This window comes from Kribbella sp. NPDC023855 (assembly GCF_040639475.1).
Classification (GTDB): domain Bacteria; phylum Actinomycetota; class Actinomycetes; order Propionibacteriales; family Kribbellaceae; genus Kribbella.
Window position 1 is genome coordinate 65,607 of record NZ_JBFAAA010000017.1, and the last position, 26,150, is coordinate 91,756.

General features: G+C 68.3%; 26 protein-coding genes. 13 read left to right on the forward strand and 13 right to left on the reverse strand.

Annotated features, from left to right (window positions below):
• Positions 1–18: 18 nt before the first annotated feature.
• Positions 19–114, reverse strand: coding sequence for a putative leader peptide (locus AB0F51_RS36395; RefSeq protein WP_360287780.1), 96 nt, complete (start codon positions 112–114; stop codon positions 19–21).
• Positions 115–290: 176 nt separating this feature from the next.
• Between AB0F51_RS36395 and AB0F51_RS36400 the strand changes: the two genes are divergently transcribed.
• From AB0F51_RS36400 to AB0F51_RS36420, 5 genes are all read left to right on the forward strand, one after another.
• Positions 291–1,547 (forward strand): FAD-dependent oxidoreductase, encoded by a 1,257-nt coding sequence (locus AB0F51_RS36400; protein WP_360287782.1) that lies wholly within the window; start codon positions 291–293, stop codon positions 1,545–1,547.
• A complete protein-coding gene (locus AB0F51_RS36405; RefSeq protein WP_360287784.1) occupies positions 1,541–2,260 on the forward strand; it encodes a DUF1365 domain-containing protein in 720 nt (239 codons plus the stop codon). Before AB0F51_RS36400 ends, AB0F51_RS36405 begins: the two co-directional genes overlap by 7 nt.
• A complete protein-coding gene (locus AB0F51_RS36410) occupies positions 2,257–3,495 on the forward strand; it encodes a cyclopropane-fatty-acyl-phospholipid synthase family protein (protein ID WP_360287786.1) in 1,239 nt (412 codons plus the stop codon). The genes AB0F51_RS36405 and AB0F51_RS36410 overlap by 4 nt, the downstream gene beginning before the upstream one ends.
• Position 3,496: 1 nt before the next feature.
• The gene (locus AB0F51_RS36415; RefSeq protein WP_360287788.1) at positions 3,497–4,234 is read left to right on the forward strand and encodes an SDR family NAD(P)-dependent oxidoreductase; all 738 of its coding nucleotides are present in this window, start codon (positions 3,497–3,499) and stop codon (positions 4,232–4,234) included.
• A gap of 90 nt (positions 4,235–4,324) precedes the next feature.
• Positions 4,325–6,997: a family 78 glycoside hydrolase catalytic domain gene (locus tag AB0F51_RS36420; RefSeq protein ID WP_360287790.1), complete on the forward strand. Its 2,673-nt coding sequence runs from the start codon at positions 4,325–4,327 to the stop codon at positions 6,995–6,997.
• On the opposite strand, the gene trmB is transcribed toward AB0F51_RS36420, so the two are convergent.
• The 4 genes from trmB to glnA form a co-directional block, all read right to left on the reverse strand.
• Positions 6,978–7,679: a tRNA (guanosine(46)-N7)-methyltransferase TrmB gene (gene trmB / locus AB0F51_RS36425; protein ID WP_360287792.1), complete on the reverse strand. Its 702-nt coding sequence runs from the start codon at positions 7,677–7,679 to the stop codon at positions 6,978–6,980. The genes AB0F51_RS36420 and trmB overlap by 20 nt on opposite strands.
• A 22-nt stretch (positions 7,680–7,701) precedes the next feature.
• Entirely contained in the window at positions 7,702–10,704 is a 3,003-nt protein-coding gene (locus AB0F51_RS36430; protein WP_360287794.1) for a bifunctional [glutamine synthetase] adenylyltransferase/[glutamine synthetase]-adenylyl-L-tyrosine phosphorylase, read from the reverse strand.
• Between the two features lie 55 nt (positions 10,705–10,759).
• The gene (locus tag AB0F51_RS36435) at positions 10,760–11,254 is read right to left on the reverse strand and encodes a hypothetical protein (RefSeq protein WP_360287796.1); all 495 of its coding nucleotides are present in this window, start codon (positions 11,252–11,254) and stop codon (positions 10,760–10,762) included.
• A 100-nt stretch (positions 11,255–11,354) separates the two neighbouring features.
• Positions 11,355–12,695 (reverse strand): type I glutamate--ammonia ligase, encoded by a 1,341-nt coding sequence (glnA, locus tag AB0F51_RS36440; RefSeq protein WP_360287798.1) that lies wholly within the window; start codon positions 12,693–12,695, stop codon positions 11,355–11,357.
• Positions 12,696–12,828: 133 nt separating this feature from the next.
• On the opposite strand from glnA, the gene AB0F51_RS36445 reads away from it, so the two are divergent.
• Positions 12,829–13,224, forward strand: coding sequence for a DUF393 domain-containing protein (locus AB0F51_RS36445; RefSeq protein WP_360287800.1), 396 nt, complete (start codon positions 12,829–12,831; stop codon positions 13,222–13,224).
• A 16-nt stretch (positions 13,225–13,240) separates the two neighbouring features.
• Positions 13,241–13,639: a hypothetical protein gene (locus AB0F51_RS36450; protein ID WP_360287889.1), complete on the forward strand. Its 399-nt coding sequence runs from the start codon at positions 13,241–13,243 to the stop codon at positions 13,637–13,639.
• On the opposite strand, the gene AB0F51_RS36455 is transcribed toward AB0F51_RS36450, so the two are convergent.
• The 3 genes from AB0F51_RS36455 to AB0F51_RS36465 are packed head-to-tail and all read right to left on the reverse strand — an operon-like array spanning position 13,565 to position 15,588.
• On the reverse strand, positions 13,565–14,500 hold the full coding sequence (locus AB0F51_RS36455; protein ID WP_360287802.1) for an HTTM domain-containing protein: 936 nt from the start codon (positions 14,498–14,500) through the stop codon (positions 13,565–13,567). The two genes, AB0F51_RS36450 and AB0F51_RS36455, sit on opposite strands and share 75 nt — an antisense overlap.
• Positions 14,497–14,982 (reverse strand): hypothetical protein, encoded by a 486-nt coding sequence (locus AB0F51_RS36460; RefSeq protein ID WP_360287804.1) that lies wholly within the window; start codon positions 14,980–14,982, stop codon positions 14,497–14,499. The genes AB0F51_RS36455 and AB0F51_RS36460 overlap by 4 nt, the downstream gene beginning before the upstream one ends.
• A gap of 18 nt (positions 14,983–15,000) precedes the next feature.
• Complete coding sequence (locus AB0F51_RS36465) at positions 15,001–15,588, reverse strand: winged helix-turn-helix domain-containing protein (RefSeq protein ID WP_360287806.1); 588 nt, start codon at positions 15,586–15,588, stop codon at positions 15,001–15,003.
• Between AB0F51_RS36465 and AB0F51_RS36470 the strand changes: the two genes are divergently transcribed.
• Both AB0F51_RS36470 and AB0F51_RS36475 read left to right on the forward strand, forming a co-directional pair.
• The gene (locus tag AB0F51_RS36470) at positions 15,469–16,248 is read left to right on the forward strand and encodes a dienelactone hydrolase family protein (protein ID WP_360287808.1); all 780 of its coding nucleotides are present in this window, start codon (positions 15,469–15,471) and stop codon (positions 16,246–16,248) included. The two genes, AB0F51_RS36465 and AB0F51_RS36470, sit on opposite strands and share 120 nt — an antisense overlap.
• A 9-nt stretch (positions 16,249–16,257) precedes the next feature.
• Positions 16,258–16,620, forward strand: coding sequence for a nuclear transport factor 2 family protein (locus AB0F51_RS36475; RefSeq protein WP_360287810.1), 363 nt, complete (start codon positions 16,258–16,260; stop codon positions 16,618–16,620).
• Here the strand turns inward: AB0F51_RS36475 and AB0F51_RS36480 are convergent.
• Positions 16,584–17,765, reverse strand: coding sequence for a DUF418 domain-containing protein (locus AB0F51_RS36480; RefSeq protein ID WP_360287812.1), 1,182 nt, complete (start codon positions 17,763–17,765; stop codon positions 16,584–16,586). The genes AB0F51_RS36475 and AB0F51_RS36480 overlap by 37 nt on opposite strands.
• A gap of 158 nt (positions 17,766–17,923) precedes the next feature.
• Here AB0F51_RS36480 and AB0F51_RS36485 point away from each other — a divergent pair, with 158 nt between their 5' ends.
• Positions 17,924–19,711, forward strand: coding sequence for an NAD+ synthase (locus AB0F51_RS36485; protein WP_360287814.1), 1,788 nt, complete (start codon positions 17,924–17,926; stop codon positions 19,709–19,711).
• Between the two features lie 176 nt (positions 19,712–19,887).
• Positions 19,888–22,320, forward strand: coding sequence for a 3-methyl-2-oxobutanoate hydroxymethyltransferase (gene panB / locus AB0F51_RS36490; RefSeq protein ID WP_360287816.1), 2,433 nt, complete (start codon positions 19,888–19,890; stop codon positions 22,318–22,320).
• A gap of 23 nt (positions 22,321–22,343) precedes the next feature.
• Here the strand turns inward: panB and AB0F51_RS36495 are convergent, their stop codons facing one another.
• Positions 22,344–23,246 (reverse strand): aldo/keto reductase, encoded by a 903-nt coding sequence (locus AB0F51_RS36495; RefSeq protein WP_360287818.1) that lies wholly within the window; start codon positions 23,244–23,246, stop codon positions 22,344–22,346.
• A 131-nt stretch (positions 23,247–23,377) separates the two neighbouring features.
• Between AB0F51_RS36495 and AB0F51_RS36500 the strand changes: the two genes are divergently transcribed.
• Positions 23,378–23,875, forward strand: a complete 498-nt coding sequence (locus AB0F51_RS36500) for an NUDIX domain-containing protein (protein WP_360287820.1) — start codon at positions 23,378–23,380, stop codon at positions 23,873–23,875.
• A gap of 21 nt (positions 23,876–23,896) precedes the next feature.
• On the opposite strand, the gene AB0F51_RS36505 is transcribed toward AB0F51_RS36500, so the two are convergent.
• Both AB0F51_RS36505 and AB0F51_RS36510 read right to left on the reverse strand, forming a co-directional pair.
• Positions 23,897–24,073: a hypothetical protein gene (locus tag AB0F51_RS36505; protein ID WP_344216310.1), complete on the reverse strand. Its 177-nt coding sequence runs from the start codon at positions 24,071–24,073 to the stop codon at positions 23,897–23,899.
• 63 nt (positions 24,074–24,136) lie between these two features.
• Positions 24,137–24,874, reverse strand: a complete 738-nt coding sequence (locus AB0F51_RS36510; RefSeq protein ID WP_360287822.1) for a helical backbone metal receptor — start codon at positions 24,872–24,874, stop codon at positions 24,137–24,139.
• A 315-nt stretch (positions 24,875–25,189) separates the two neighbouring features.
• Here AB0F51_RS36510 and AB0F51_RS36515 point away from each other — a divergent pair, with 315 nt between their 5' ends.
• A complete protein-coding gene (locus tag AB0F51_RS36515) occupies positions 25,190–25,846 on the forward strand; it encodes a histone H1-like repetitive region-containing protein (protein WP_360287824.1) in 657 nt (218 codons plus the stop codon).
• Between the two features lie 65 nt (positions 25,847–25,911).
• On the opposite strand, the gene AB0F51_RS36520 is transcribed toward AB0F51_RS36515, so the two are convergent.
• Positions 25,912–26,100, reverse strand: a complete 189-nt coding sequence (locus AB0F51_RS36520; protein ID WP_360287826.1) for a hypothetical protein — start codon at positions 26,098–26,100, stop codon at positions 25,912–25,914.
• Between the last annotated feature and the right edge of the window lie 50 nt (positions 26,101–26,150).

Consider the following 26,150-nt stretch of genomic DNA (forward strand, 5'->3'; position numbering starts at 1 on the left):
CTGAGAAGGCGCCGAAGGTCAACAGGTTGCGGAGGCGACGCGGAGCAGGTCGACATGCCGACGGCGGGTGAGCGCGTCGGATGGCCTGTTGGCGGTGACCTGCATGCACACCATGAAACCTGACAAAGTCCATCAACGGGCTGTGGTTTCGCGATGTGAGACACAAAATCACGCACTGAGACAACTCCGTCGACCGATCCGGACATCGGACGGCACCGAAGACTCCCCGACAGCGACGAACAAGCGGGCAAAACTTGTTCGAAACTTATGCAACGGGAAGGCTTTCGGTTATGACCGGCGACCGTCCGACCGCCGCGGTCCTGGGCTCCGGAGTCTCCGGCCTGACCGCGGCCTACCTGCTCAGCCGAACCCATCGCGTCACCGTCTTCGAGGCCGACGGCCGCCCCGGCGGCCACGCGCACACCCACGACGTGACGGATTCGGCCGGCAACGCCCTGCGGATCGACAGCGGCTTCATCGTGCACAACGAGCGCACCTACCCCAATCTCCTCCGCCTCTTCGCCGAACTGGGCATCCGCACCCAGCCGACCGAGATGAGCATGAGCGTGCACTGCGACGGCTGCGGTCTGGAGTACGCCGGCGGGCGCGGGGCCGCCGGCGTACTCAGCCAGCCGCATCGAGCCGGCGATCCCAGGTTCCTCCGGATGCTCACCGAGGTCCCCCGCTTCCACCGGGAAGCCCGGAAGGTGCTCCGCACCGGTGACGACCTGACCTGGGCAGACTTCCTCCGCACACGCGGCTTCTCGCAGTACTTCGCCCGGCACTTCGCCCTGCCGCTGGTGGCGTGTGTCTGGTCGGCCGGCTCCGCCGATGCCGGGCTCTACCCGGCGCAGTACCTGTTCCGCTTCCTGGAGCACCACGGCATGCTGACGGTGAGCGGCTCCCCGCAGTGGCGCACTGTCAGCGGCGGTTCGCGCGCGTACGTCGACGCCGTGGTCGCCCGGATCGCCGAAGTGCGCACCTCGACGCCGGTGCGCGCAGTACTGCGGCACGACGACGCCGTCGAGGTGATCACCGACCGGACCGAGGAGTTCGACCAGGTTGTCGTGGCCACTCATGCCGACACCGCACTCGACCTCCTGGCCGACGCGACGCCCGACGAGAAGACGCTGCTCGCCACGTTCCGCTACTCGACGAACCCGACCTGGCTGCACACGGACACCAGCGTGCTGCCGATCGCGAAGCGGGCGAGGTCGTCCTGGAACTACCGCATGGCCAGCTGCGACACCGACCAGTCGCAGGTCCTCGTCAGCTACTGGATGAACCGCCTGCAAGGCCTGCAGAGCCCAGACGAGCACCTGGTCACCCTGAACCCACACGGCTGGGTAGACCCGACCAGCGTCACCGCACAGATGACCTACGCGCACCCGGTCTTCACCCCGGAGTCAGTAGCCGCAGCACCCGTACTACGAACCGCCGGCGGCCCACGACTCGCTTTCGCCGGCGCACACCTCGGCTGGGGCTTCCACGAGGACGGCTGCCGATCGGGAGTCGAGGCAGCCGAGAGGCTCGGCGCCTCATGGTGACTCTCCCCCAGCTGCCGGCCCTAGTGGTCGGCCACGTCAGTCACTCCCGGCGGATGCCACTGCGCCACCGCTTCCGCTACCGCACGTACCAGTGGCTCGTAGACGTCGACGACCTCCCCCGCCGTCGGTTCTCTGCCTCCGACCACCTAGGCCCGGGCACCTCATTGCGTGCCAACGTGGCCGCCTTCACGAAGGCGCAAGGCGTACCCCTGCAGCCGGACGACCGAGTAGTGATGCTGGCCAACGCCAGAAGCCCGCTCGGGTTCGTATTCGACCCACTGAGCGTCTTCTGGTGTCTCACCTCGAGCGGCGAGCTGCGCTGCGTAGTACTGGAGATCCACAACACCTACGGCGAGCGGCACGCACAGCTGGCGAGACCTGACGCCAACGGACGCTTCACGCTGGGCAAGGAGTTCTACGTCTCGCCGTTCTTCACCGTCAACGGCCGGTACTACGTGACGTTGCGGCTGGACGCAGAGCGGGTCTCCGTGGCAATCGACCTGGTCCAGCGCGAGCACAGGGTGTTCTCGGCAGCCTTCACCGGTCGGGCCCGGCCGGCGAGGCGGCTGACGGTCCTCAAAGCGGCGTTACTCACACCCTTCGTGACCTATCAGGTCTGGGCGCTGATCCGAATCCATGGTGTCTGGCTCTGGCTGCGCCACCTCCCGGTGGTCCGTCGAGAGCCCCACACTCCACCGGAGGGAGTCCGATGAGTTCCCTGCCCCTTGTCGATGCAGACCGTTGGCCCGGCGTCGCCCGTACGCCGTACAGCCCGGTGCGGGCCGCAGCGGCGCGGCGGATCCTGCGCAGAGCGGTCCGTGACCTTCCCCTCGTCGTCCTGCTACCCGACCGCAGCCGGCTTGGCGCGGGTGGTCCGGGCGCACCTGTGCTGGAGATCGTTGGGGAACAGTTCTTCCACCGGATCGGCGCCGACCTCAAGATCGGTTTCGGCGAGGCGTACCTGGCCGGTGACTGGCGACCGGGTGACGGCACCGACCTGGCCGACCTGCTCACAGTCTTCGCGCAGAAGCTGGGCGACCTCGTCCCGCCGGTCCTGCAGCGCTTCCGCAAGCTGATCGAGCCGCGAATGCCCCGTGAGGAGATCAACGACCGGTCGGGTGCGCGCTCGAACATCGCCCGGCACTACGACCTGTCCAACGAGCTCTTCGGGCTGTTCCTGGACGAGACGATGACGTACTCGTCGGCCTGGTTCGACGGGCAGCCTACGGGTTTCGGGCAGCTCGCCGCGGCGCAGCGCCGCAAGATCGACGGCGTGCTCGACTACGCGGGCGTCCAACCCGGCACCCGCCTGCTGGAGATCGGCACCGGCTGGGGACAACTCGCCATCCAGGCCGCCGAACGCGGCGCGATCGTCACCTCGGTGACGCTCTCGGCCGAGCAACGCGACCTCGCCCGCAAACGAATCGCCGAAGCCGGAGTCGACGCAGAGGTCGAGCTCCGCGACTACCGCGACGCGCGAGGCCAGTACGACGCGGTGGTCAGTGTCGAGATGATCGAGGCCGTCGGAGCGCGGTACTGGCCGGCCTATTTCGCGACGATCGACCGGTTGCTGGCGCCCCGCGGGCGGTTCGCGCTGCAGTCGATCACCATGCCCCACGACCGGCTCCTTGCCACCCAGCATGCGCAGGGCTGGATCCACCAGTACATCTTCCCGGGCGGCCTGATCCCGTCGCTGACCGCGATCGAGCAGATCGCCGCCACGGCAGGCGGACTCAGGATCGAGCAGCGGCGCGACTTCGGACCGTCCTACGCCCACACGCTGCGGCTGTGGCGGGAGCGCTTCACCTCGCGGGCCGGAGAGGTCGCGAACCTCGGCTTCGACGCCGTCTTCCGGCGGATGTGGGAGTTCTATCTCGCGTACTCCGAGGCCGGCTTCCGCGCCGGGTACCTGGGTGTCTCTCAACTCGCTCTGGTGCGAAAGGACTGACATGGAACTCGCAGGCCGCCGGATCTGGGTCGTGGGCGCATCGTCGGGCATCGGCGCGGCGCTCGCGAAGGAGCTGTGCCGCCGGGGCGCTGCTGTCGCGATCTCCGCTCGGCGCGCCGACGCGCTGCAGGAGGTCGCGGGCGAACTGATGACGGCGGTGCCGTGTGACATCACGGACGCCGAGCAGGTTCGCCAGGCGGCCGGGGTGGTCGCGGCCGAGTTGGGTGGCATCGACATCGCCGTCCTGAGTGCGGGCTACTGGCAACAAATGGGCGACGACTTCGACGTCGAGTCGTTCAACCGGCATCTCCAGGTCAACCTCACCGGGATGGCCAACTGCCTCGGCGAGCTGATCCCCCGGATGAAGGCGCAGCGAGCCGGCATGATCGTCGGCATCTCATCGGTCGCCGGATACCGCGGGCTGCCCGGCTCCGAGGCGTACGGCGCGACGAAGGCCGCGCAGATCAACCTGCTCGAAGCCCTGCGAGTCCGGCTGCGCCCCGACGGCATCGACGTACTGACTGTCTGTCCCGGCTTCGTCGAGACGGAGATGACCGAGCAGAACACCTTCCTGATGCCGTTCATCGTCTCGGCCGAGCAGGCCGGCCGGGCGATCGCGGCCGGGATCGAGCAGCAGTCCGCCCGGATCGTCTTCCCGTGGCAGATGTCACTCCTAATGCGCGCCGCCCGGCTGGTTCCCGACAGATTGTGGGCGTTGGCGCTCACGCCTCGGTCGTGATCTGTCCAGATCAGGACATGGGGATTGCGGGCCGGTCGCACAGGTGCATACGGTCCTTCGGGACTGTCGCCTTGGTGAGGAGCTTGCCTGATGCCTGTTGCCCCGGACAGCTGGACCCCTGGTGGACCATTGACCGCGGACAAGCTCACCACCGAGTACGCCGACCGCCCGCTCGGCACCGACGCGGCCAGGCCGCGACTCGGCTGGATCGCCACCGCACCCGGGTACGGCGCGACGCAATCGGCGTACCAGGTGCTGGTGGCGTCTTCGCCTGAGTTGCTGACGCCGGAAGCGGCCGATGTGTGGGACTCGGGTCAGGTTGCCTCCGCTCGGAGCTTTGGCATCGAGTACGACGGGCCAGCACTCTCGCCGCGGACTCGGTACCACTGGGCCGTCCGGTTGTGGGACGGCCTTGACCAGGTGGGCCGGTGGAGTGCCGCGAGCTGGTTCGAGACCGGGCTGCTCGACGAGGGGTTCGGTTCGGCGCAGTGGATCGGCGCGCGGGACGAAGTACGAGATGTTGACGTTCCGGCTCCGCTGCTGCGGCGAGCTTTCGCGTTGGGGGCGCCGGTGGAGCGGGCGCGGTTGTATGCGAGCGGGCTCGCCTACCAGGAGCTGCGGATCAACGGGCAGCGCGTCGGCGACTCGGTGCTCGATCCCGGCTTCACCGACTACGACGAGACCGTGTTGTCGGTCGCGTACGACGTGACCGGGTTGCTGCGTTCCGGGGACAACGTGCTCGGGGCGGAGCTCGGTCGTGGGTTCTTCGGGCTGTCGACTTCGAACACCTGGCGCTGGCACCAGACCCCGTGGAACGCCGAGCCGCGGCTGCTTGCCCGGCTCGTGATCGAGCACTCCGACGGCACCGTGACCGAGATCGTCACCGACGACGCGTGGCGGGTGACCGATGGGCCGACTCGCTCCGACTCGTTGTTCTGCGGCGAGACCTACGATGCCCGGCTGCACCCCGACGGGTGGGACGAGGCCGGCTTCGACGACTCCGGCTGGAGCGCGGCGCTCGTCGTACCGGCTCCGCGTGGTCAGGTTCGCGCGCAGGAACACGAACCGATCCGGGTGATCGAGGACGTCGCTCCGGTGTCGTTCACCCAGCCGAAGCCTGGCGTGTGGATCGCCGACTTCGGCCGGACCACGGCCGGCTGGACCAAGCTTCGGGTGAGCGCCCCGGCCGGTACGACGATCAGCCTGACCCATGGTGAGTGGTTGCTTGCCGACGGCACCGTTTTCGCGAAGAACAAGCACGTGCACAAGGAGCGCTTCCAGCGCGACGAGTACATTGCCGCGGGCAACGGTGTCGAGGAGTGGGAGCCGCGCTTCTCCTACAAGGGCTTCCGCTACGTGCAGCTCGAAGGATTCCCCGGCGAGCCGACGACGGGCTCGGTGACGATGCGGGTGGTGCACTCCGATGTCGCGACGATCAGCCGGTTCAGCGCGAGTCAGCCGCTGTACGAGCAGATCGACCAGGCGATGCGGCGGACCGTGCTGAACAACCTGCACGGCATCCCGACCGACACCCCGAAGCTGGAGAAGAACGGCTGGACCGGTGACGCGCAGGTCGGCGCGCCGACGATGGCCGGCACCCTCGGCATGGCCCGGTTCTTCACCAAGTGGCTCGGCGACCTGCGCGACAGCCAGGACGCCGACGGCCGGTTGCCGGTGATCGTGCCGACCGGCGACTGGGGCTACACCGAACTCGCGCCCGCCACCGAATGGTCGACCGTCTACCCGTTCGTCCTCCGCGAGATGCACCGCTGGTACGGCGACGAGCGACTGCTCGCCGACCACTGGGACGCAGTACTGCGCTACCTCGACTACGAACTCGATCGGGTGGAAGACGGGTTGTCCCTCAGCGTCCTCGGCGACTGGATCCCACCGGGCTACCCCGAAGGCCCCCCACCCGAGGACCGCCGCCTCACCGGTACTGCGTACCTGCATCGCGCAGTACTCGCCGGGGCAGAGATCGCCGAGATTCTTGGCCGGTCGAGTGAGGTGGATCGCCTGCGCAAGGCAGCGGCCGAACTCGCGGACGGGCTGAACCGAGCCTTCCTCGATCGCTCGGCCGGGATCTACCGGTCGGACTCGGATCCGGACTATCGGCAGACGTCCAACGCAGTACCGCTCGCTTTTGGGCTGGTGCCCGATGAGCTGGTTCCTGCTGTGGTGGCGAACTTGGTCGCGGACATCGAGGCTCGTGGCTTCCATCTCAACACGGGTTGTCTTGGGGTCGGCGTACTGCTTCCGGTGCTGACCGCGCACGGTCATGCCGACGTGGCGGCGAAGGTGGCTCTGCAGCGGACTTATCCCAGCTGGGGTTACTGGTTCGACAACGGTGCCGACACGATGTGGGAGATGTGGGAGACGGACACGCGGTCGCGCGACCACTACTTCCAGGGGACTGTTGCGCAGTGGTTGCTGGAGAACGTCGCCGGGCTGCGCACTCTCGCGAACGGGTGGGAGCGGATCTTGGTCCGGCCGGATGCGCGAACGCAGGTCGACTCGGCTTCGCTGCGGACTGACACCGTGCGCGGCCGGGTGTCGGTGTCGTGGCGACGGGTCGGGCGAGTGTTCCAGCTCGAAGTACAGGTGCCGGTGGGGGCGACTGCCGAAGTACATGTGCCGGCGGAGAACACGTGCGATGTGACCGCGGTGCCGGCCCCGTATGCGGGCGAACCGGTGCACCGGGACGGCTACTGCGTCTTCACTGTGCCGTCAGGTCACTGGAACTTCACGTCGCGGACTTCGTGAACATGAGGTCGTGACAGACCCGGCCCTCGGCATGCGCGCGTGACTCGAACTTGGTGACCGGTCGCCAATCGGGTCGCGGCGCCCAGCCGTCGTACTCGTTGACCAGCAGCGGCTCAGCCTCGCAGATCGCCAGCATGGAATCGGCGTAGTCCTGCCAGTCAGTTGCCAGATGCAACCTTCCACCGGGAGCGAGCCGGGAGGCGAGCAGCTTGACGAAAGGCGCGGTGATCAGCCGGCGCTTGTGATGACGCTTCTTCTGCCACGGATCAGGAAAGAAGACCCGTACTCCGGCGAGGGTGTCGGGCTGCACGTGGTCACGAAGAAAGTCGAGCGCATCACCGTGCAGCAGCCGGACGTTGTCCAACTCGTACTTCTCCACCCACAACATCAGCTGCCCTAGACCGGCCGGATACACCTCAGCCGCCAGATGATTGACCTCAGGAGCCTGCCGCGCCAACTGCGCGGTCCCCTCCCCCATCCCAGACCCGATCTCCAACACGGTAGGCGCTTCCCGCCCGAACCAAGCACCCAGATCAACAGTCCCAGCCGGCAAATCTTCAAGCTTGCGACCGAGGTCACCCCAGTTGGTCTCCCAAACCCGCTGCTGCCCCACCGTCATCCGAACACTCCGCCGGACATGACTGAACACCCCAGCCTGCCGAACCTGATCCACCGTCTCCACCCCCCAATCCTAGGGTTGTGCTTCAGTCGCCCCAGAACAGGCGGTCTACTACGTTGCGGGCTTGGCGGGTTCGGCGGAGGTAGTCGTCGGAGAAGCGGGAGGATTCGCCGGCGTTGTAGCCGCAGATCTGGGCTACTGCGGCTAGGTCTCGGGGGTCGCGTGGGAGGGAGTCGCCGGGGCGGGCGCGGACGAGCATGATGGCGTTGCGGATGCGCGTGGCCAGTTCCCAGGCGCGGCTCAGGACGTCGGCATCGGGTGCTTCGACCAGTCCGACGTCGACGGCTGCTCGCAGGGCGCCGAGGGTGCGGGTCGTTCGGAGCCCTTCGATCCGATGGGCATAGCGCATCTGCAGCAACTGGACGGTCCACTCGATGTCCGCCAGTCCGCCACGACCGAGCTTCGTATGCGTCGCCGGGTCAGCCCCGCGCGGCAGCCGTTCCGCGTCCACGCGGGCCTTGATCCGGCGGATCTCCATCACGTCGCGGTCCTGGATCCCGCCCGCCGGGTACCGCAGCGGGTCGATCAACTCGCGAAACGCCTTGCACAGTTCGGCATCGCCGCACAGCGGGTCGGCACGCAACAACGCCTGCGCCTCCCACACGGCCGACCAGCGGGCGTAGTACGAGGCGTAGGAAGCAAGTGTGCGCACCAGCGGGCCCTGCCGGCCCTCCGGTCGCAAGTCGGCGTCGATCGCCACGGCGGGGTCCGCGCCGGGCAGGGCCAGCAGTCGCCGCAGCTCCGTCGCGACCTGTGTGGCGAAGTCCGTTGCCGCCTTCTCGGACGCGCCGGGCACCGGGTCGTGCACGAACATCACGTCCGCATCGCTGCCATAGCTCAACTCGTGCCCGCCGAACCGTCCCATCGCGACGATCGCCATCCGCGTCGGCACGGGCTGACCCTTCGCCACAGTCCGCCGGGCGACCTCGAGCGCGGCCGTCAGCGTCGCCACCGAAACCGTCGTGAGCGCCTCCCCGACCGCCTCGACCTCGAGCAGCCCGGACAGATCAGCCGCCGCGATCCGGAACAACTCCCGCCGCCGCGCCCCACGAATCGCGGCGACCGCCGCAACCGGCTCGTCCTGCCGGCGCCCTGCCGCCGACATCTCGGTCAGCAGCGACTCGAGGGCGCGCGGCGACAACTCCCGCTCGTCCGCGAGCATCGCCGTCGCCTCGGGAGCACGCTGCAACAGGTCAACGGCGTACCGGCCGCTGGCCAGCAAGTGGGCGAGCCGCTCAGCCGACGCGCCCTCGTCGCGCAACTGCCGCAGGTACCACGGTGTCGAGCCGAGCGAGTCCGAGATGGTGCGGAAGGCAAGCAATCCCGCATCGGGATCCGGCGACTCGGCGAACCACCCGAGCATCGCCGGCAGCAACGCCCGCTGGATCGACGATCGCCGCGACACTCCCTCCGACAAGGCCTCGATGTGGCGCAGGGCCGACGACGGATCGGCGTACCCGAGCGCGGTCAGCCGCTGCTTGGCGGCCTCGGGCGTCAGCCGCACCTCGTTGCCGGGGATCCGCGCGACCGCGGCCAGCAGCGGCCGGTAGAAGAGCTTCTCGTGCAACCGGCGGACTTCGAGCCCGTGCTTCTTCCACGCCGTGGTCAGGTCGTCGATCGGGTTCTTCGTGAACCCCAGCGAACGCCCGAGCCGGCGCAGATCGTCGTCATCGTCCGGCACCTGATGCGTACGCCGCAGCCGGTACAGCTGGATCCGATGCTCCATCGACCGCAGGAACCGATAAGCATCAGCCAGTACTGCGCCGTCGGTCCGCCCCACATACCCGGAGCTGGTCAACTGCTCCAGCGCGATCAGCGTGGTCCCGCTCCGCACCGACTCGTCGCTACGCCCATGCACCAACTGCAGCAGCTGTACTGCGAACTCGACATCGCGCAATCCGCCCGGACCGAGCTTGAGCTGGCGATCCGCATCCGCGGCCGGAATGTGGTCGACGACCCGCCTCCGCATCGCCTGGACATCACCGACGAAACCCTCACGGTCAGCAGCCGACCAGACCAGCCGGCCGGTCTTCTCGGCGTACGCGCGGCCGAGGTCGGGGTCACCCGCGATGGGTCGTGCCTTGAGCAGTGCCTGGAACTCCCAGGTCTTCGCCCACCGCTGGTAGTACGCGAGGTGGCTGTCGAGCGTCCGGACCAGCGGTCCTGACTTGCCCTCCGGCCGCAACGCGGCGTCGACCGGCCACAGCGTCCCCTCGGCTGTGTGCGCCGAGCAGGTCCGCATCGTCGCGACCGCCAGTTGCGTGGCGGTCTTCAGCGCGGGCGCCTCCGGCTCGCCCTCCAGCGGCTCGGCGACGAACAGCACGTCGACATCGCTGACATAGTTCAGCTCCCGGCCGCCACACTTGCCCATAGCAACAATCGCGAGCCGGCAGTCGGCCGCCTCCGGATGCAACTGGAAATACTCGTTGCGCGCGATCTGCAAGGCGGTCTCCAGGGCACCACCGGCCAGATCAGCCAGTACTGCGGCGGTCTCGTCGACGGGCAACCCTTCGGCGAGATCGCGCGCCGCGAGCCGCAGCAACAGCCGCCGGTACTCCACCCGGAGCGCGTCCACCGGCTGCGGAGCACCGACCGCGGTGGCGAGGCAGGCGGCGACATCGTCCGGCGTCGGGCGGGACGCCGCCAACGCCGGGTCGGCGAGGTCGTACCAATGCCGCGGATGCACGCTCAGGTGTCGTCCGAGCGCTTCGCTGGCACCGAGCACGTAGACGAGCCGGCGGCGGAAGTCGGCATCCACGTCGAGGGTGCGCGCGAAGGCCGCGAGGTCGAACTCGCCCGCGTGCAGCGACTCCGCGATCCCGAGCAGACCGGTCAGCGCGAGATCGGGATCAGCCGACTCCGACAGCGACGCGATCAACTTGTCGCCGGCCATCGGGCTGTACTCCCCCGGCGCGCTCAACGCGTCGAGAGCGTCCAACTGCTCGAGCATCCGCCCGGCCCGCGCGGAGTCCGCAAACCCCGCCCGCGCCAACCTCCCGGCCCCAGAAACCCTCCGCACCTCAGCCACATCCACCACCCTAGGGCTCAGGTGCTCTGCGGGTTGTGGGGCGGGGTGGCGTGGGTCAGCTGGCGCCGGCGCGTTCGGGGGAGTTCCAGCGGGCCGATGCCGTGGAGTGCCGGTACGGCGTGTCGGTGGTCGCCGGGTCGGTCGCGGGCGGGCGGAGTGCGGTGAGGCCGGTGATGTCGATCGCCGGAGTGCGCTCGGGCACGGCCGTCCCGTCGGGGGCGAGCGCGTGAACCTCTTCCACGGTGAGCAGACCGACCGGGCGAACGCCCTCGGTGATCACCACGAGGTTGCCCGGCACGACCTGCTGAGCACGGTTGCCCTTGCCCGGTACCAGGATTCCTTCCGCGGGCGTGCGCCAGGCACCCGGTGCGAACCGGCGCAGCGAGAGCCCTGCCTGCCCGTCTTCAGCCGTCCTCGGTGGGAGGTAGGCGGTTGCTGTGTAGTCGTAGTCGTAGTCCGGCTCAGGCGGCCCGGATACTCGCCCACCCTGCTGGGGCGTCAACCAGACCACCGTGCCCCGAACAGCGAGCGACCCCGTCATCATGACCATAACGAGTCATCATGCCGATTACAGCCCGAATATGCCAGGCAACTCCGTGTGTCGACCGCAATCCCCCCGCAATCCGTCCGCGTGCTTCCCGAGATCTCCTTTACAGGACGGGCAGCAGCTTGTTCAGTTCGAACGGGGTGACCTGTTTGCGGTAGTCCTGCCACTCGGCTCGCTTGTTGCGGAGGAAGAAGTCGAAGACGTGCTCGCCGAGCGTCTCGGCGACCAGTTCGCTGTCTTCCATCGCCTGGATCGCCTCGGCGAGGCTGCTCGGCAGCGGCTTGATGCCGAGTGCCTTGCGCTCGCGCGGCGTCAGCGACCAGACGTCGTCCTCGGCCTCGCGCGGCAGCTCGTAGCCCTCTTCGATGCCCTTCAGCCCGGCCGCGAGCATCAGCGCGAACGCGAGGTACGGGTTGGCCGCCGAGTCCAGCGAGCGGAACTCGACCCGCGACGACTGCCCCTTGTGCGGCTTGTACATCGGCACCCGGACCAGCGCGGAACGGTTGTTGTGCCCCCACGAGATGAACGACGGGGCCTCGTCACCGACGGCGAGCCGCTTGTACGAGTTGACCCACTGGTTCGTCACCGCGGTGATCTCGGCCGCGTGGTGCAGCAGCCCGGCGATGAAGGCCCGCCCGGTCTTCGACAGCTGGTACTGCGCGCCGCCCTCGAAGAACGCGTTGCGGTCACCCTCGAACAGCGACATGTGGGTGTGCATGCCCGAGCCGGGCTGGTCGCTGAGCGGCTTCGGCATGAAGGACGCGTAGATGCCCTGCGACAGCGCGACCTCCTTCACCACCACCCGGAACGTCATGATGTTGTCGGCGGTGCTCAGCGCGTCGGCGTACCGCAGGTCGATCTCCTGCTGGCCGGGGCCGCCCTCGTGGTGGCTGAACTCGACCGAGATGCCCATCGACTCCAGCATCGTGATCGCCTCGCGGCGGAAGTCGTTGCCGATCCCCTGCGGGGTGTGGTCGAAGTACCCGGACGAGTCGACCGGTTCGGGGTACGTGCCCGGCGCGCCGGTCAGCGACTTGAACAGGTAGAACTCGATCTCGGGGTGGGTGTAGAAGGTGAAGCCGAGGTCGGCCGCCTTCGACAGGGTCCGCTTCAGCACGTGCCGCGGGTCGGCGAAGGACGCCGAGCCGTCGGGCATGTTGATGTCGCAGAACATCCGCGCGGTGCCCATCGTCTCGCCCCGCCAGGGCAGGATCTGGAACGTCGAGGGGTCCGGCTTGGCCAGCATGTCCGCCTCGGTCACCCGGGCGAAGCCCTCGATCGCGGACCCGTCGAACCCGATTCCCTCGGCGAACGCGCCCTCCAGCTCGGCCGGCGCCACCGCCACCGACTTCAGGAACCCGAGCACATCGGTGAACCAGAGCCGCACGAACCGTACGTCGCGCTCCTCGAGCGCGCGCAGCACGAACTCCTGCTGCTTGTCCATCGGCGAGTCCACCTCTCGTGATCCAAATCGCTCAAAACCCACGGCCTCACACAGTCTGCCCCGGACGTGTTAAGCAGACGTTACGTGTTGGAGGAGACATCGCTCGCACCCGGCCCCGCAGTACCGTGGTGGCGTGCCGAACAGCAGCCGATCCGGGCCGATTCTGATCTTCGACGGCGACTGCGCCTTCTGTACGACGAGCGCCCGCTGGCTGCAACGCAGGCTGGGTGGCGCGGTCCCGGTCGAGCCGTGGCAGTTCACCGACCTGGCGGCGTACGGGACGACGGCCGAGCGCGCGCAGTACGAGGTGCTCTGGGTGGACGAGGCCGGGCAGGTTCACGGTGGCGCGCAGGCTTTCGCGCGCTGGCTGATCCACAGCGGTGGCTGGTGGCGGCCGGTCGGCCGGATGTTCACGTTCCCACCGATCCGGTGGATCGCGGCCGGGGTCTACCGGCTGATTGCCAACAACCGGGACAAGATGCCCGGTGGTACCCCGGCTTGTGCCCTGCCGCCCGAAAAAATGCCCTAGTCTCCTCCCCGTGCGGATGATCTTTCACGTGGCTCTTGTCATCGCTGCGATCCTCTGCGCCTCGGACCTGCTGCTCAGCACCGGCCGGTTCATCCGCTCCATCCAGCGCAAGCGACCGGCCGAGCTCGACGTTCTGGGCCGTCGCTGGCTGCCGATTCCCGAGCTGGGCTTCGGCATGTTCGCGTTCTGCTGCCCCGGCCTGGTCACGCTCGGCCTGACGCACTCCGACGCGGGCCTGCCGACTAAACAGATCCTGCTCGCCGCGCTGGTCTTCGGGTACGCCGGTGCGGTGCTGTCCCGCGTCGTCCGTACTCCGGGCCCGGGTGGCCGCCGCTTCCGGCTACGCGCCGGCCTGCTCCTGGGCCTGCCGGCCATTTTCGGTCTGGTCTTCGGCCTGTCCGGCGTCGCGGTCTGAGCCAGCCCTTCGCCGCTGGAACCAGGGCACGATCCGTTCCAGCGGCGCGAAGGCCAGCCAGCAGACCACGGTCGGCAGGAAGTGGATCAGCAGGATCGCGGTGTTCGCGACGTGGAAACCGATGAAGAACAGCGCACCGAGTAGTTGCCAACGGCCCTTGAGCCAGAGAATGACCGGCGAGCAGAACTCCCCGATGATCCCGACCCACTGCATCACGTGCAGCATCCACGGGTACTGCAGCAGCCACTCCCCGACCGGATGCGGCCGGCGCACGATGGCCCAGGTGAGGATCGCGCTGCTCGGCCAGCCCAGCGTCCAGCCCGCGCCGCGGAGCTTGGCGACCGCGGACAGGAAGTAGGTCGCGATCACCGAGATCTGCACGCACCGGACAGCCCACCCGGCCGCCTCCGACGTGGTCTGGTCCGCGTACGGCGAGACGTCCCGCCTCCACGTCCAGCCGGTACTGCGCGGCGCCACGGTCGGCAGCACCCAGAGCGCGACGACCAGCCCGAGATGGTCGTGATCGACCTTGCCGTCGCTCATCCCGATCAGCACCCACCAGGTGAAGGCGGGCGCGACGATCCAGCCGGCCAGCCGGGGCATCCGGTTGGCCGCGCCGATGAGGCAGAACACGATCAGGACGACGTACAGGGTGGTCGTGTTGGCGACCGACGGCTTCGGCAGGTCGAAGAGGCGGGCCAGGAAGAGCGGCTGGTAGAGGCCGGGGCTCTCGCCCTTGAGGCGCGTGTCCCGGACGAACGCGTGCATGTCGAGGATGACGAACAGGTAGAGGATCGTCCGCAACCACGCGATCCTGGCCAGCGCGATCTTGGGGGTGAACCAGTCAACCGCCTTGTTCACTTCCGCACCTGCCAGGTCGCCAGGACCTCGGGGACCGGGTCGCCCTCGACGCGGCCGTCGACCAGCGTGGTGGTGTCGCGGATCAGCTCGAGCTTCACGTACTTCGGTTCGTCCGGATGTTTGCGCGCCCAGCCGTCGGCGACCGCCTGCAACAGTGCCGGGTTCTTCACGATCTCGCCGGTCCGCGCCTCGATCTCGGCCCGGGCCACGCCGGCCCCCTCGATGTTGAGCGGCACGTCGACCGTCGTACCGGCGTCGGTCTGCGCGCTGATCCGGGTGTAGGTGATCGACGCGTCGTCGGCGATCATCCCGGCGTACTGCGGCATCGGGCCGAACGGCCAGGCGTCGTCACTGGCCCGCACCGACCCGTTGATCAGCAGGCCGATCCCGATCAGCGCCACCAGGACCCGGATGCCCTTGCCCACTGTGCCCAGCCGGACGTCCCCAGCCCGCTCCTGCTCCTTCGTCACCACGCCCGCCATTACACACCAAGCACTTGGTCAGCCCTCTTCATCGGCCCGCGGCGGGAGGGTCGGGTAGTCGGTCGTCGGATAGAGACCGACAGTGAACCCGTACGTCGTATCGCCGGCGCGCGGCAGCTTGTCGAACTCGTGGATGACCTGCTCGACCTTCGCCCAGAACTCCTTCGCGCGCTCGTCGGGAATCCGGGCGTGCCGGATGAACGACCGCAGCTGGCCCGCGTCGTAGGCGGCGACGGATTCCTTCGCGGCCACCTCGAAGTCGTTGAAGTCCTGCGGCAGGTCACCGCCGTCCGCGCTGCCGCGGCCGAGCCCGACGTAGAACATCCGGGCGGCGCGGCCGTAGTACCGCTCGTCGATCGCCCGGACGCGGCGGGTCCGGACCACCCGCAAGAGGCCGGCGTCGGCGAGCACGTTGACGTGGTGGGCGACCGTGCTCTTCGGGCGCTTCACCGCGGCCGCCAGCTCGGTCACGGTCGCGGCGCGCTCGTGCAGCATCTGCAGGATCGTCGTCCGCAACGGATCGCTGATCGCCCGGACCTGCTCGGCGGTGGTGAGCTCGATGGTGTCTTCGAGCTCGTAGTCCGGGACCTGGGGGTTGTTCGCCATGGTCTGATCAGACTAACATCGCAGATCGTTCGAGATATTTGGATCATTCACCGTTCGAAGGAGCCGGCGATGGCCGAGGTAGTGCTGTTCCACCACTCACAGGGACTCACCGAGGGGGTGCGCGCCTTCGCCGACGCCCTGCGGGCGGCCGGTCACGTCGTCCATCTCCCGGACCTGTTCGAAGGCAAGACGTTCGAGACCCTCGACGACGGAATGGCCTATGTGCGGGAGGTCGGCTTCGGCGCGATGGCCGAGCACGGTATCGCCGCGGCCGATGCCCTGGGCGCCGGCTCTGGCAACGGTCTGGTCTACGCGGGCATGTCCCTCGGAGTCGTGCCGGCGCAGCAACTCGCCCAGACCCGCGCCGGAGCTCGGGCCGCGCTCTTCCTGCACGCTTGCCTGCCGTTCTCGGAGTACGGCGAAGCCTGGCCGGCTGGCGTTCCCGTCCAGGTGCACGCGATGGACGAGGACCCGTTCTTCATCGAGGAAGGCGGTGACCTCGACGCGGCCAAGGCCCTGGTCGAGAGCACCTCCGAGGCCGAGCTCTTTCTCTACCCGGGCAAGGAGCACCTGTTCAGCGATGCGTCAATTCCGGCGTACGACGAGGCCGCGACGACCCTGCTCACCAGCCGCGTCATCGAGTTCCTCAAGGGCTTGTAACATCGGCGGATGCCGACGATCCAGCAGGTGGCTGAGGCGTTCTCGAGTCACCGGTTCACCGAGATCTACGACTTCATGCACCCGCAGGTGGAGTGGACGCTGGTCGGCGTCGCGCGACTCGAAGGCATCGACCAGGTGCGGGCCGCCTGCGAGCGGTCGCTCGCCCAGCTGGAGCGGATGACCACGCAGTTCCTGCGGTTCAAGACGATCGCCGGGCCGGACGCGGTCGCCATCGACACCGTCGCGAAGTACGTCGACGCGAAATGGCAGCGCTCGTTCGTCCGGTCCTGCGACATCTACGAGTTCACGCAGGGCTACCTGACCGCGATCACGTCCTACACAGCCGCGATCGAGCCCGAGGACCTGCCGTAGGTGAACCGGCGGACCAGGGTCTCCATCGGACCGCGGTACGACCGCAGGTGCATCCAGTAGGCCAGGCAGACCGTGCCCAGCCAGGTCATGGTGGCAAGCAACGCGGTGGTCGCGACCCCGAGATGACCGGACAGATCCCCGAAGTACGGGGTGAAGGCAACGGTCCAGACGACGGACTGGGTGAGGTAGCAACTGAGTGACCGTTGACCGACGGCCGCGATCGCCTGGGTGACGCGGCCGTGGTCCCGGCCGATCCATCGGGCGATCAGCACGATCAGCGCCGCATAGCCAAGCCCTCCGAGGACGCCGGTGGAGTCGTGCAGCGGGCCGATCAACTCGAGAACGTCCTTGGACGGCTTGTCGATGAAGCCGCTCAGCATCAACGACACCGGAAGGGCGCCGGCGATCGATGCGGTGATGCCGACGACGGCAGTCGGGATCAGCAGCCGCAGGTGGTTGTCCGGCTGTTCGAGCACGCGCCGGCGCCCGGCCCACAGCCCGATCAGGAACGGCGCGGCGAAGCCGATCGGGCCCAACAAGGCGATCACCGGAAAGACCCCGATGCGTGCCTCGAAGGCCGCGAACAGATCCGGCGGCAGCATCGAGGCGTCCGGTGCGTCCGCGCTGACCGCCAGCGAGCCGCCACCTGGCAGCGAGGTCACTACGAAGAAGAGCAACGCGACGATCAGCAGCGTGCGCGCCTTCCAGCGAATCGCCCAGACACCGAGGAAGAGCAGCACGCCGTACGCCGCGAGGATGTCGCCGACGTAGAACAGCATCGCGTCGACGAAACCGAGCACGACCAGGAACAGGCTGCGGCGCCAGAGCAGCCGCCGGACGCCGCGCGGATCACGACCGGCCTCGCTCTGCCGGCGGGCGATCTGTGCGACGCCGTACCCGAACAGCAGCCCGAACAGCGGGAAGGCCCGGCCGTCGACGATGGTCGCGATCAGCAGGACGAACACCTTGTCGACGCCCGAGCCGTCCTGCGGGAAACCGCCGAGCACGGAGTCGGCGGTGATGAAGTAGTGGGAGTTCGCCAGGGCGATGAACAACAACATGAATCCGCGCGCCAGGTCCGGCCCGAGGGCCCGCCCGCGCAGTCCGGTCGGGCCGGCCGTCGAAGCGTTCTGCAGTGAGGTCACGTTCTCACCGAACCAGTCGCGCACCCCGGCCCGCCGCTTCCTAAAGTCTTCGGCCGGCTGACCTTCGGATGAACCGCGACCAGCCGCCCTTGTAAAGACGAAGGCACTTCTTCGGCCGGTTCGGTGGTGGAAGCACCCGCGACCAGTAAGGTGCTCCCGTGCCTCAGCTCCGGGTTGCTCTCGCTCAGCTCAACGTGACGGTCGGTGATGTCGACGGCAATGCCGAAAAGGTCGTCACCTGGACCCGGAACGCGGCCGAGCGTGGCGCCCACCTGATCGCCTTCCCCGAGCTCGCACTGACCGGTTATCCGGTCGAGGACCTCGCCTTGCGCGCCTCGTTCGTGGCCGCGTCGCAGGCGAAGATCAAGAAACTCGCGCGACGGCTGGCCGACGAGGGCCTCGGCGAGATCGTCGTGGTCTGCGGCTACCTCGACCGCGCCTCCGGTACGGCGATGGGCGTCGACCGGCTCGGTCGTCCGAAAGGTTCACCGACCAACGCGGCCGCGGTGCTGTACCGCGGTGAGGTCGTCACGTCGGCGGTCAAGCACCACCTGCCGAACTACGGCGTCTTCGACGAGTTCCGGCATTTCGTCCCCGGGGACAGCCTGCAGGTGATCCGGATCCACGGCGTCGATGTCGCGCTGGTGATTTGTGAGGACCTGTGGCAGGACGGCGGCCCGGTCGCGGTCGCTCGGGCGGCCGGCGCCGGACTGCTGCTGGTGGTCAACAGTTCGCCGTACGAGGCCAACAAGGACGACGTGCGCGGTGAGCTGGTCACCCGGCGAGCCCGCGAGGCCGGCTGCTCGCTGGCCTACGTGAACCTCGTCGGCGGGCAGGACGAGTTGGTGTTCGACGGCGACTCGCTGATCGCCGATGCCGAGGGCAAGGTGTTCGCCCGCGCTCCCCAGTTCGAGCAGGGCAGCATGGTCGTCGACCTCGACCTGCCGGCCGCGACCGGTACGCCGGGTGGCGAGCATGAGGGAATCCGCATCGAGCACACCGTGCTGCACGAGGACCCGCTGCCGGAGTACGAGCCGATCGACTCGGCGCTGGCGCCGCGGCTCTCGGACGAGGCCGAGATGTACGGCGCGATCGTGCTCGGCCTGCGCGACTACGTCCGCAAGAACGGCTTCAAGTCGGTCCTGCTCGGACTGTCCGGTGGCATCGACTCGTCGCTGGTGGCCGCGATCGCCTGTGACGCGGTCGGCCCGGAGCACGTGTACGGCATCTCCAACCCCAGTGTGTACTCCAGCGACCACTCCAAGGACGACGCCGCCGAGCTCGCCGCCCGGACGGGGCTGAGCTACCGGGTGGTGCCGATCCAGCCGATGGTGCAGCCGTTCCTGGACACCCTCGGACTGACCGGCCTGGCCGAAGAGAACCTGCAGGCCCGCGTCCGCGCGGTGATCTGGATGGGACTGTCGAACGCCGACGGCCACCTGGTGCTTGCCTGCGGCAACAAATCGGAGCTCGCTGTCGGCTACTCGACCATCTACGGCGACGCGGTCGGTGGCTACGCGCCGCTCAAGGACGTCCCGAAGACGCTGGTCTGGCGGCTGGCCAAGTGGCGCAACGAGGACGCGAAGGCACGCGGCCAGCAGCCGCCGATCCCGGAGAACGCGATCGCCAAACCGCCCTCGGCCGAGCTCCGTCCGGGGCAGGTCGACACCGACTCGCTGCCGCCGTACGACCTGCTCGACGACATGCTCGACGACTACGTCGAACAGGACCGCGGGACCGCGGAGTTGCTGGCCGCCGGCTTCGACACCGAGCTGGTCAGCAAGGTGATCCAGCTGGTCGACAAAGCGGAGTACAAGCGGCGGCAGTATCCTCCGGGTCCGAAGATCACCCACAAGGCCTTCGGGCGGGACCGGCGGCTGCCGATCACCAACGCCTGGCGTGAGGACGCGAGCCGGGTGGCTACCAGAGGGGCGACGGAAACCTGAGCGGATCCTGGCGTAACCGCCCATTCAACGACAGTCCGTTCTTTCCGCCCGAGGATTCTGAGCAGGCTGATCCCTTCGGCGTGCCCGCGGACCGGAAAGCTGACCCGTCAGGTGTGAGCGATCCCTCAGCCGCGGCCGGTAGCGCTCACCCTCCGCAACGGTGGGACGATGAGGGCATGGTTGACAACTTCCTGTCGGCCGGTACCAACGGCGACGCCGACGACGAGCTGCCGGCGCCGTACGGGACCGGACCGAAGAACCGGACAACCGAGGAGCAGCACCGCTCGGACTACGGCTACAGCGAAGGCTCTGGCGACCGCGGATGGCGCGACCGTCCGACCTCGCTGAGCGGGCTCGACCCGGCGCCGTCGCTGCCGAACGCTCCGCGGGCCTACGACCGTGGCCCGGTGCCGCAGCAACCGTACGTACCGAAGCCGCCCTTCCGGTCGGACAGCGACTACCCGGCCGGCGGCGGTTATCCGCAGGCGGAGCCGCAGTACGGGGACTCCACGCCGTGGGGTGAACCGGAGACCTACCGGGAGTCCGGTGCGTTCGAGGAGTCGCCGTTCGCGCCGCGCTCCCCGTACGCCGACCAGTCGTCGCCGGACCGCTCTGCTCAGGAGCGCGCCGCCCAGGAACGTGCCACGCAGGAGCGGGCCGCCCAGGAGCGCGCTGCGCAAGAGCGGGCCGCGCAGGAACGTGCCGCCCAGGAGCGGGCTTCGCAGGAACGTGCTGCGCAAGAGCGGGCTGCTCAGGAGCGGCAGGCGTTGGAGCGGCAGGCGTTGGAGCGGCAGCAGCAGGAGCGGTATCAGGAACGCGGCTATCCCGAGCAGACCCGCTATCCGCAACAGCCGCCCGCACCGCCGCAGCAAGCACAGCAGAGCCCGTTCGGTCCCGGGCGCAACGGCACGAGCGGTCCCCCGCCGAGCCGCGCAGGACAACCAGGCCCCGGTACGCCGCCCGGCCCCGTCGGCCCGGCACCCGCACGTCCGGGCGCGCCTGGTCCGGCGAGCAACGGGCTCACTCCGCACTCTTCCAACGGCTCACCCGGCGGCAACGGCTGGGTTCCAGGCAGTCCTGAAGCACGAGCAGCGGGCTCCAACGGCCTATCGACCCCGACCCCGCCACCGAGCCCCACCGGACCACCTCCGGGCGCCAACAACCTGCGCCCACCGAACGGCCCGGGCTCCAACAGCCCGGACCTCGGCGGCTCACGCTCTAACGGCCTCGGCTCCAACGGGCTTGCTGCCGGCAACACCGGGCCTTTGCAGAACGGGGTGTCCCCGCCGACCAGCAACCCGGCTCCGGCCAACCCAACAGCACCAGGCAGCCAAGCGGGCCCTGCCGCCCGTTCCGGCGGACCTAGTGGCCAAGGCCAGACCGGCTGGACCGGTACTGCGCCGACCCCGTCGTCGCCACCGCCCGCCAACGCATCCACTTCTGCCAACGGCTACCCGTCGGACCCCTCGGCGGAGTACGAGAGCAACGCGCCGCTGAGTGCCGCGCCCTCGTCCAGCAGCCAGCAGGAGACCAAGCCGGCACCGGAGGGTTCGCAGCGACCTGCGGGTGCGCGGCGGCGGGCCGATGTACAGCAGGATGCGCCGAGCCAGGTGCCCGAGGTGCCTGCCAGTTCTCACCGCGCGGCACGTCGTGCAGGAGCAGGTCCGGCCGCGAAGGCGGAGCCAGTCGCCGAGACCACCGCACCCAAGGAAGCGGACAAGACCGCTACTGTCAGCAACAGCATCGGCGGCGTGGCCGGTTCCGCGCAGAGTTCATCAGGCGGGAGCAGTGTGTCCACAGACGCGACGAAGCGCCCGCGGCGGTACCGGATCCACCATCTGCGGGACATGAAGAACCGTGGCGAGAAGTGGGCCATGCTCACCGCCTACGACCAGTACACCGCCGAGATCTTCGACCAGGCCGGCATCCCGGTGCTGCTGGTCGGCGACTCCGCGGCGAACAACGTCTTCGGCTACGAGTCGACCCTGCGCGTCACGGTCGACGAGCTGATCCCGTTGGCGCGGGCAGTCGCGGGTGCGGTCGACCGCGCGCTCGTCGTCGCCGACCTGCCGTTCGGTTCGTACCAGGCGTCGCCCGAGCAGGCGTTCCACACGGCTGTCCGGTTCATGAAGGAAGCCGGCGTGCACGCGGTCAAGCTGGAGGGCGGGCGCAACGTCGTACCGGCGGTCGAGAAGCTGACCCAGTCCGGCATCCCGGTGATGGCCCACATCGGGTTCACCCCGCAGAGCGAGCACACGATCGGCGGGTACCGGGTCCAGGGCCGGGGCGACCAGGCCGCCGCGCTGATCGACGACGCGGTCGCACTGGCCGAGGCGGGTGCCTTCTCGGTCGTGCTCGAGATGGTGCCGGGTGACGTCTCCGCGGAGATCACCAAGCGCGTCTCGATCCCGACCATCGGCATCGGCGCCGGCCGCGACACGGATGCTCAGGTGCTGGTGTGGCAGGACATGGCCGGGATGCGCTCCGGTCAGATGCCGCGCTTCGTCAAGCAGTACGCCGATCTGCGCGGCGTACTCACCAACGCGGCCACCACCTTCGCCGCCGAGGTCACCTCCGGCGCCTTCCCGACCGACGAACACACCTTCTAGACGCAGTGCGCCGACACGGCGCGTTAGTGCCAGGGCAGGGCGGAGCGCTCTGACCAGTACTCGGCGGGCTCCTGGGCGAACTCCTCCAGGGGTCCGCGGACGACCGGCGCCAGGTTGCTGGCGAGTTGTTCCGCCGTCGTCGCGCCGCTGAGCACCACGTCGGCCCACGGCTGCGCCGCGGCGGCTCCAATGGCCAGTGCATCGGGATCAACGCCGTGCTGGGCGGCGAAGGCGTTGAAGGGCGTCTCCCCCGCCCGCGCCGTCAGCCGTCCGTTGGCAACCGCTTCCTTCACCACCACGAACCAGCCCGCGTCATGTGCCTCGGACAGTGCTGAACCAGCGGATCGCTCCAACACGTTCCAAGTGGACTGGACCGCAGTGAACGGTGTCTCCAGGGTCAGTGCCTTGCGCAACGTCTCCGCCTGCTGCGGCCCGCTCGTCGACAGACCGACCCGTACGCCGCTGTCTGCCAGCTCACGCAGGCGGTCCAGGAGCTTCGGGTCATCGAGTGCCGGGCTGTCCTGCGTGAGGCTGTGCACCAGGTAGAAGTCCGGCGTACCGCCGAGTGCCTGCAGCGTCTCGGGCCACTGCCTCTCGAAGGTTGCGAGCGAGTGGTCCTTCACCTCATGGGTTTCCGCGTCGTGGCGCCAGTCGGCAACGTAGGTGTAGCCCCACTTCGACCCGACCGTGAGCTGGTCGCGTCGCTCCGGTGTCAGCCACTCCCCCAGAAACGTCTCGGCCAAACCATAGGACCGCGCGGCATCGAAGTACCGGACCCCTGCCTGCCAGGCCTGCTCCAGCAACTCATGCGTCCGACGGCGAAGATCGTCGACCTCACGGCCAGGCGGCAGGTCTTGGTCGTGGCCGAGGTTGATGTAGCCGGGACGCCCAATGGCTGCAAGTCCCAGGCCGATGTGCGCAGTCATATGCCGATCGTCTCACCGCGTCCGCTGCCGTGTTCGCAGACCGTTGCCGAGTGCCCGCATTCGGGACGTCGCGACGAGACGCGCCGCGCGACGCGTCGTAGTACCGGCTGTGTCGTCTAGCGTTTTGAGGTGTGACTGAACCCCGCCTGCCACCGCCCGGCACCGTCGTCCGGCGTACGACGGCCCGCGTCCTGCCTGTCCGCCCGGACGGCAAGGTGTTGCTGCTGCACGGCTGGGACCCGCTGAAACCGCAGACGCCGTACTGGTTCACGATCGGTGGTGGCGTCGAGGCGGGCGAGACGGTCGAGCAGGCCGGCAGCCGGGAGCTGCGCGAGGAGGTCGGCATCGTGTTGCCGGCCGAGCGGCTCGGTGCACCGGTGGCCACGAACACGATCGAGTTCGAGTGGGGCGGCTGCCCGATCATCCAGCACCAGACCTTCTTCGCGGTCGGCGTGGACACCGTCGAGGTGAGTTTCGCCAACCAGGAACAGCTGGAGCTGGAGACGATCAGCGCGCACGGCTGGTGGTGCCCGGACGAGCTGGAGGCGACCGGTCAGGCCGCGCACGTGACGATTCCGGGGCTGCTCCGGCAGGCGGTCGAGGCGATCAGGTACCGCGAGGCGTCCTGACGCCGCGGCGTCCCGGCCGGCTCAGCGGGCGCGGGCCTTCTTCAGGAGCTTCTTCGGCAGCTTCTTGTCCACGATGTAGTGGCGCAGGTCGAGGCGCTCCGCGCAGCCGGCATCAGCCAGCCGCTTGAGGACGACCGGGCACTTCTTGCACCTCGGCTTGTCCTTGCAGCACTTCTTCTTCGCGGTCATGGACGGCACGCGGCAAGCGTAGGTGAGGCTCGCCTAACCGTCTACCTGACAGCGCAGTCATCGTGTCGCAGGTCACTGAAGCTGTTCGGTCAGCACCGCCCGCGCCTCGACCAGGGAAGGCCCGTACCAGGTCAGGTGCCGCCCGCTGACGCAAAAGGCCGGCCGCTCGAATGCCTCCGGACCGTCGGTCGGTGAGAACGCATAAGGCTCGTCCGGCAGCACCACCACGTCGTACTCCGGTAACGCCGTCAGGTCGATCTTCGGATACCGCTCCGGTGATTGTGCGAGCACATTGTCGATCCCCAGTCTTTGCAACAGATCACCCGCGAAGGTGTCCCGGCCCAACGCCATCCAGGGCCGTCGCCAGACCGGAATCAGCGCCCGCCGGCGCGGCCCGGCAGAGGGCGTACTCCACACTTCGCGCGCTTGGTCGAGCCACTGCGGCACTTCTCCCGTGACGGCGGCAAGCATTCGCTGGAGCGAGTCGAGTGATTCCGCGACGGTGGTCGGCGCGGTCACCCAGACGGCGAGACCGGCCGCACGCAACGCGTCGAGATCGGCTTCGCGATTCTCTTCCGCATTCGCGATCACGACGTCCGGCGCGAGCTCGCGGATCATTTCCAGGTCGGGGTTCTTGGTTCCTCGCACGCGCGTCACGTCGAGGTCTTCGGGATGCGTGCACCAGTCTGTCGCACCGACCAGCAACTCGCGACGAGTTACCGCGATCGCTTCCGTCAACGACGGCACGATACTGACCACGCGACGCACGCGTGACGGCACCGCGACCACTGTTCCCAGGTCGTCCCGCATGCGTTCCCACCTCACTTTTTCCGGTCCGTTCGGCAGACGTTGCCGAGGACAACACTTCGCGCAACGACGCCGAATCGGCGCTGGAACGGCCACTTTGCGCGCGTGTCGCCAACAAATCTTAGCCGCCGTCCGGCAAGCTCGGAGCCCGGTGAAAACCCTTGTCCACAAGGATTTTCGCGCTATTCCCCCGGATTGCGGTTCGGGACGCCTTAACGTGTGGACGTTTCAGGTGCTTTACGTAGGCACCAAGTGTTGTCATCATCATGACGACGAGGAATCCACCGTGGTTTTCCTCAGCCGCACCAAGGAGGCGAAGTGCCAGCCAAGAAGGCAGCCGCAGGGAAGGCGACAGCCAAAAAGGCTTCTCCCGCCAAGAAGACTGTCGCCAAGAAGGCCAGCGCAGCGAAGACGACCACCGCGCGCAAGGTCACCGCGAAGAAGACGACAACGGCGAAGAAGGTGAGTGCGGCGAAGAAGGCACCAGCCACGAAGGTCGCCGCGAAGAAGGCACCGGCGAAGAAGTCGACCGCCAAGAAGACCGTTGCAAAGAAGGCCCCGGCCAAGAAAACCGTGGCCAAGAAGGCACCGGCCAAGAAGGTGACCGCCGCGAAGAAGACGGTGGCCAAGAAGGCACCGGCCAAGACCGTGGCCAAGAAGACGACCGCGAAGAAGACGGTCGCGAAGAAGGCTCCGGCCAAGAAGTCGACCGCCGCCAAGAAGGTGACCGCCGCCAAGAAGACGGTGGCCAGGAAGGTCAGCGCGGCCAAGAAGGCCGTCGTGAAGACGGTCGCGAAGAAGGCGCCGGCCCGCAAGGTCGCCGCCAAGAAGGCACCTGCCCGCACGGCGGTTGCGAAGAAGGCCCCGGCCCGCAAGGTCGCCGCCAAGAAGGCACCCGCCCGCACGGCGGTCGCCAAGCGCGCGACGTCGGCGCGGAAGGCACCGGCGCGCAAGGCCGCCGCGAAGAAGGCCTGACCAGCAAACACCGAGGGGCACCACCGATGCGGTGGTGCCCCTCGGTCATGCCCGCCGGTGGCGAATCAGTCGTCGTTCCATTTCGGGTCGTTGTCCCAGGCCTCATTGCGTTCCTGGACCTTTTCCAGCGCCCGGGCCGCTTCCTCCGGCGAACTGTAGGGCCCGAGCCGTTCAGCCGCCTTGTCGCCCTGATAGGGCTCGACCTGACCGGTTTTCACGTTGTAGTACCACTCGTTGCTGTGATCGTCGCTCATAAGCCCTGACCACCTCCTGGAGTCTTGTCGCGGCTCACTAGAATGATCTC

Bases quoted from the DNA above. Each gene is read 5' to 3' on its own strand.
- AB0F51_RS36395 (WP_360287780.1), bottom strand. From the start codon at position 114: ATGGTGTGCATGCAGGTCACCGCCAACAGGCCATCCGACGCGCTCACC.
- AB0F51_RS36400 (WP_360287782.1), top strand. From the start codon at position 291: ATGACCGGCGACCGTCCGACCGCCGCGGTCCTGGGCTCCGGAGTCTCC.
- AB0F51_RS36405 (WP_360287784.1), top strand. From the start codon at position 1,541: ATGGTGACTCTCCCCCAGCTGCCGGCCCTAGTGGTCGGCCACGTCAGT.
- AB0F51_RS36410 (WP_360287786.1), top strand. From the start codon at position 2,257: ATGAGTTCCCTGCCCCTTGTCGATGCAGACCGTTGGCCCGGCGTCGCC.
- AB0F51_RS36415 (WP_360287788.1), top strand. From the start codon at position 3,497: ATGGAACTCGCAGGCCGCCGGATCTGGGTCGTGGGCGCATCGTCGGGC.
- AB0F51_RS36420 (WP_360287790.1), top strand. From the start codon at position 4,325: ATGCCTGTTGCCCCGGACAGCTGGACCCCTGGTGGACCATTGACCGCG.
- AB0F51_RS36435 (WP_360287796.1), bottom strand. From the start codon at position 11,254: ATGGTCATGATGACGGGGTCGCTCGCTGTTCGGGGCACGGTGGTCTGG.
- glnA (WP_360287798.1), bottom strand. From the start codon at position 12,695: ATGGACAAGCAGCAGGAGTTCGTGCTGCGCGCGCTCGAGGAGCGCGAC.
- AB0F51_RS36450 (WP_360287889.1), top strand. From the start codon at position 13,241: ATGATCTTTCACGTGGCTCTTGTCATCGCTGCGATCCTCTGCGCCTCG.
- AB0F51_RS36460 (WP_360287804.1), bottom strand. From the start codon at position 14,982: ATGGCGGGCGTGGTGACGAAGGAGCAGGAGCGGGCTGGGGACGTCCGG.
- AB0F51_RS36465 (WP_360287806.1), bottom strand. From the start codon at position 15,588: ATGGCGAACAACCCCCAGGTCCCGGACTACGAGCTCGAAGACACCATC.
- AB0F51_RS36475 (WP_360287810.1), top strand. From the start codon at position 16,258: ATGCCGACGATCCAGCAGGTGGCTGAGGCGTTCTCGAGTCACCGGTTC.
- panB (WP_360287816.1), top strand. From the start codon at position 19,888: ATGGTTGACAACTTCCTGTCGGCCGGTACCAACGGCGACGCCGACGAC.
- AB0F51_RS36495 (WP_360287818.1), bottom strand. From the start codon at position 23,246: ATGACTGCGCACATCGGCCTGGGACTTGCAGCCATTGGGCGTCCCGGC.
- AB0F51_RS36510 (WP_360287822.1), bottom strand. From the start codon at position 24,874: ATGCGGGACGACCTGGGAACAGTGGTCGCGGTGCCGTCACGCGTGCGT.
- AB0F51_RS36520 (WP_360287826.1), bottom strand. From the start codon at position 26,100: ATGAGCGACGATCACAGCAACGAGTGGTACTACAACGTGAAAACCGGT.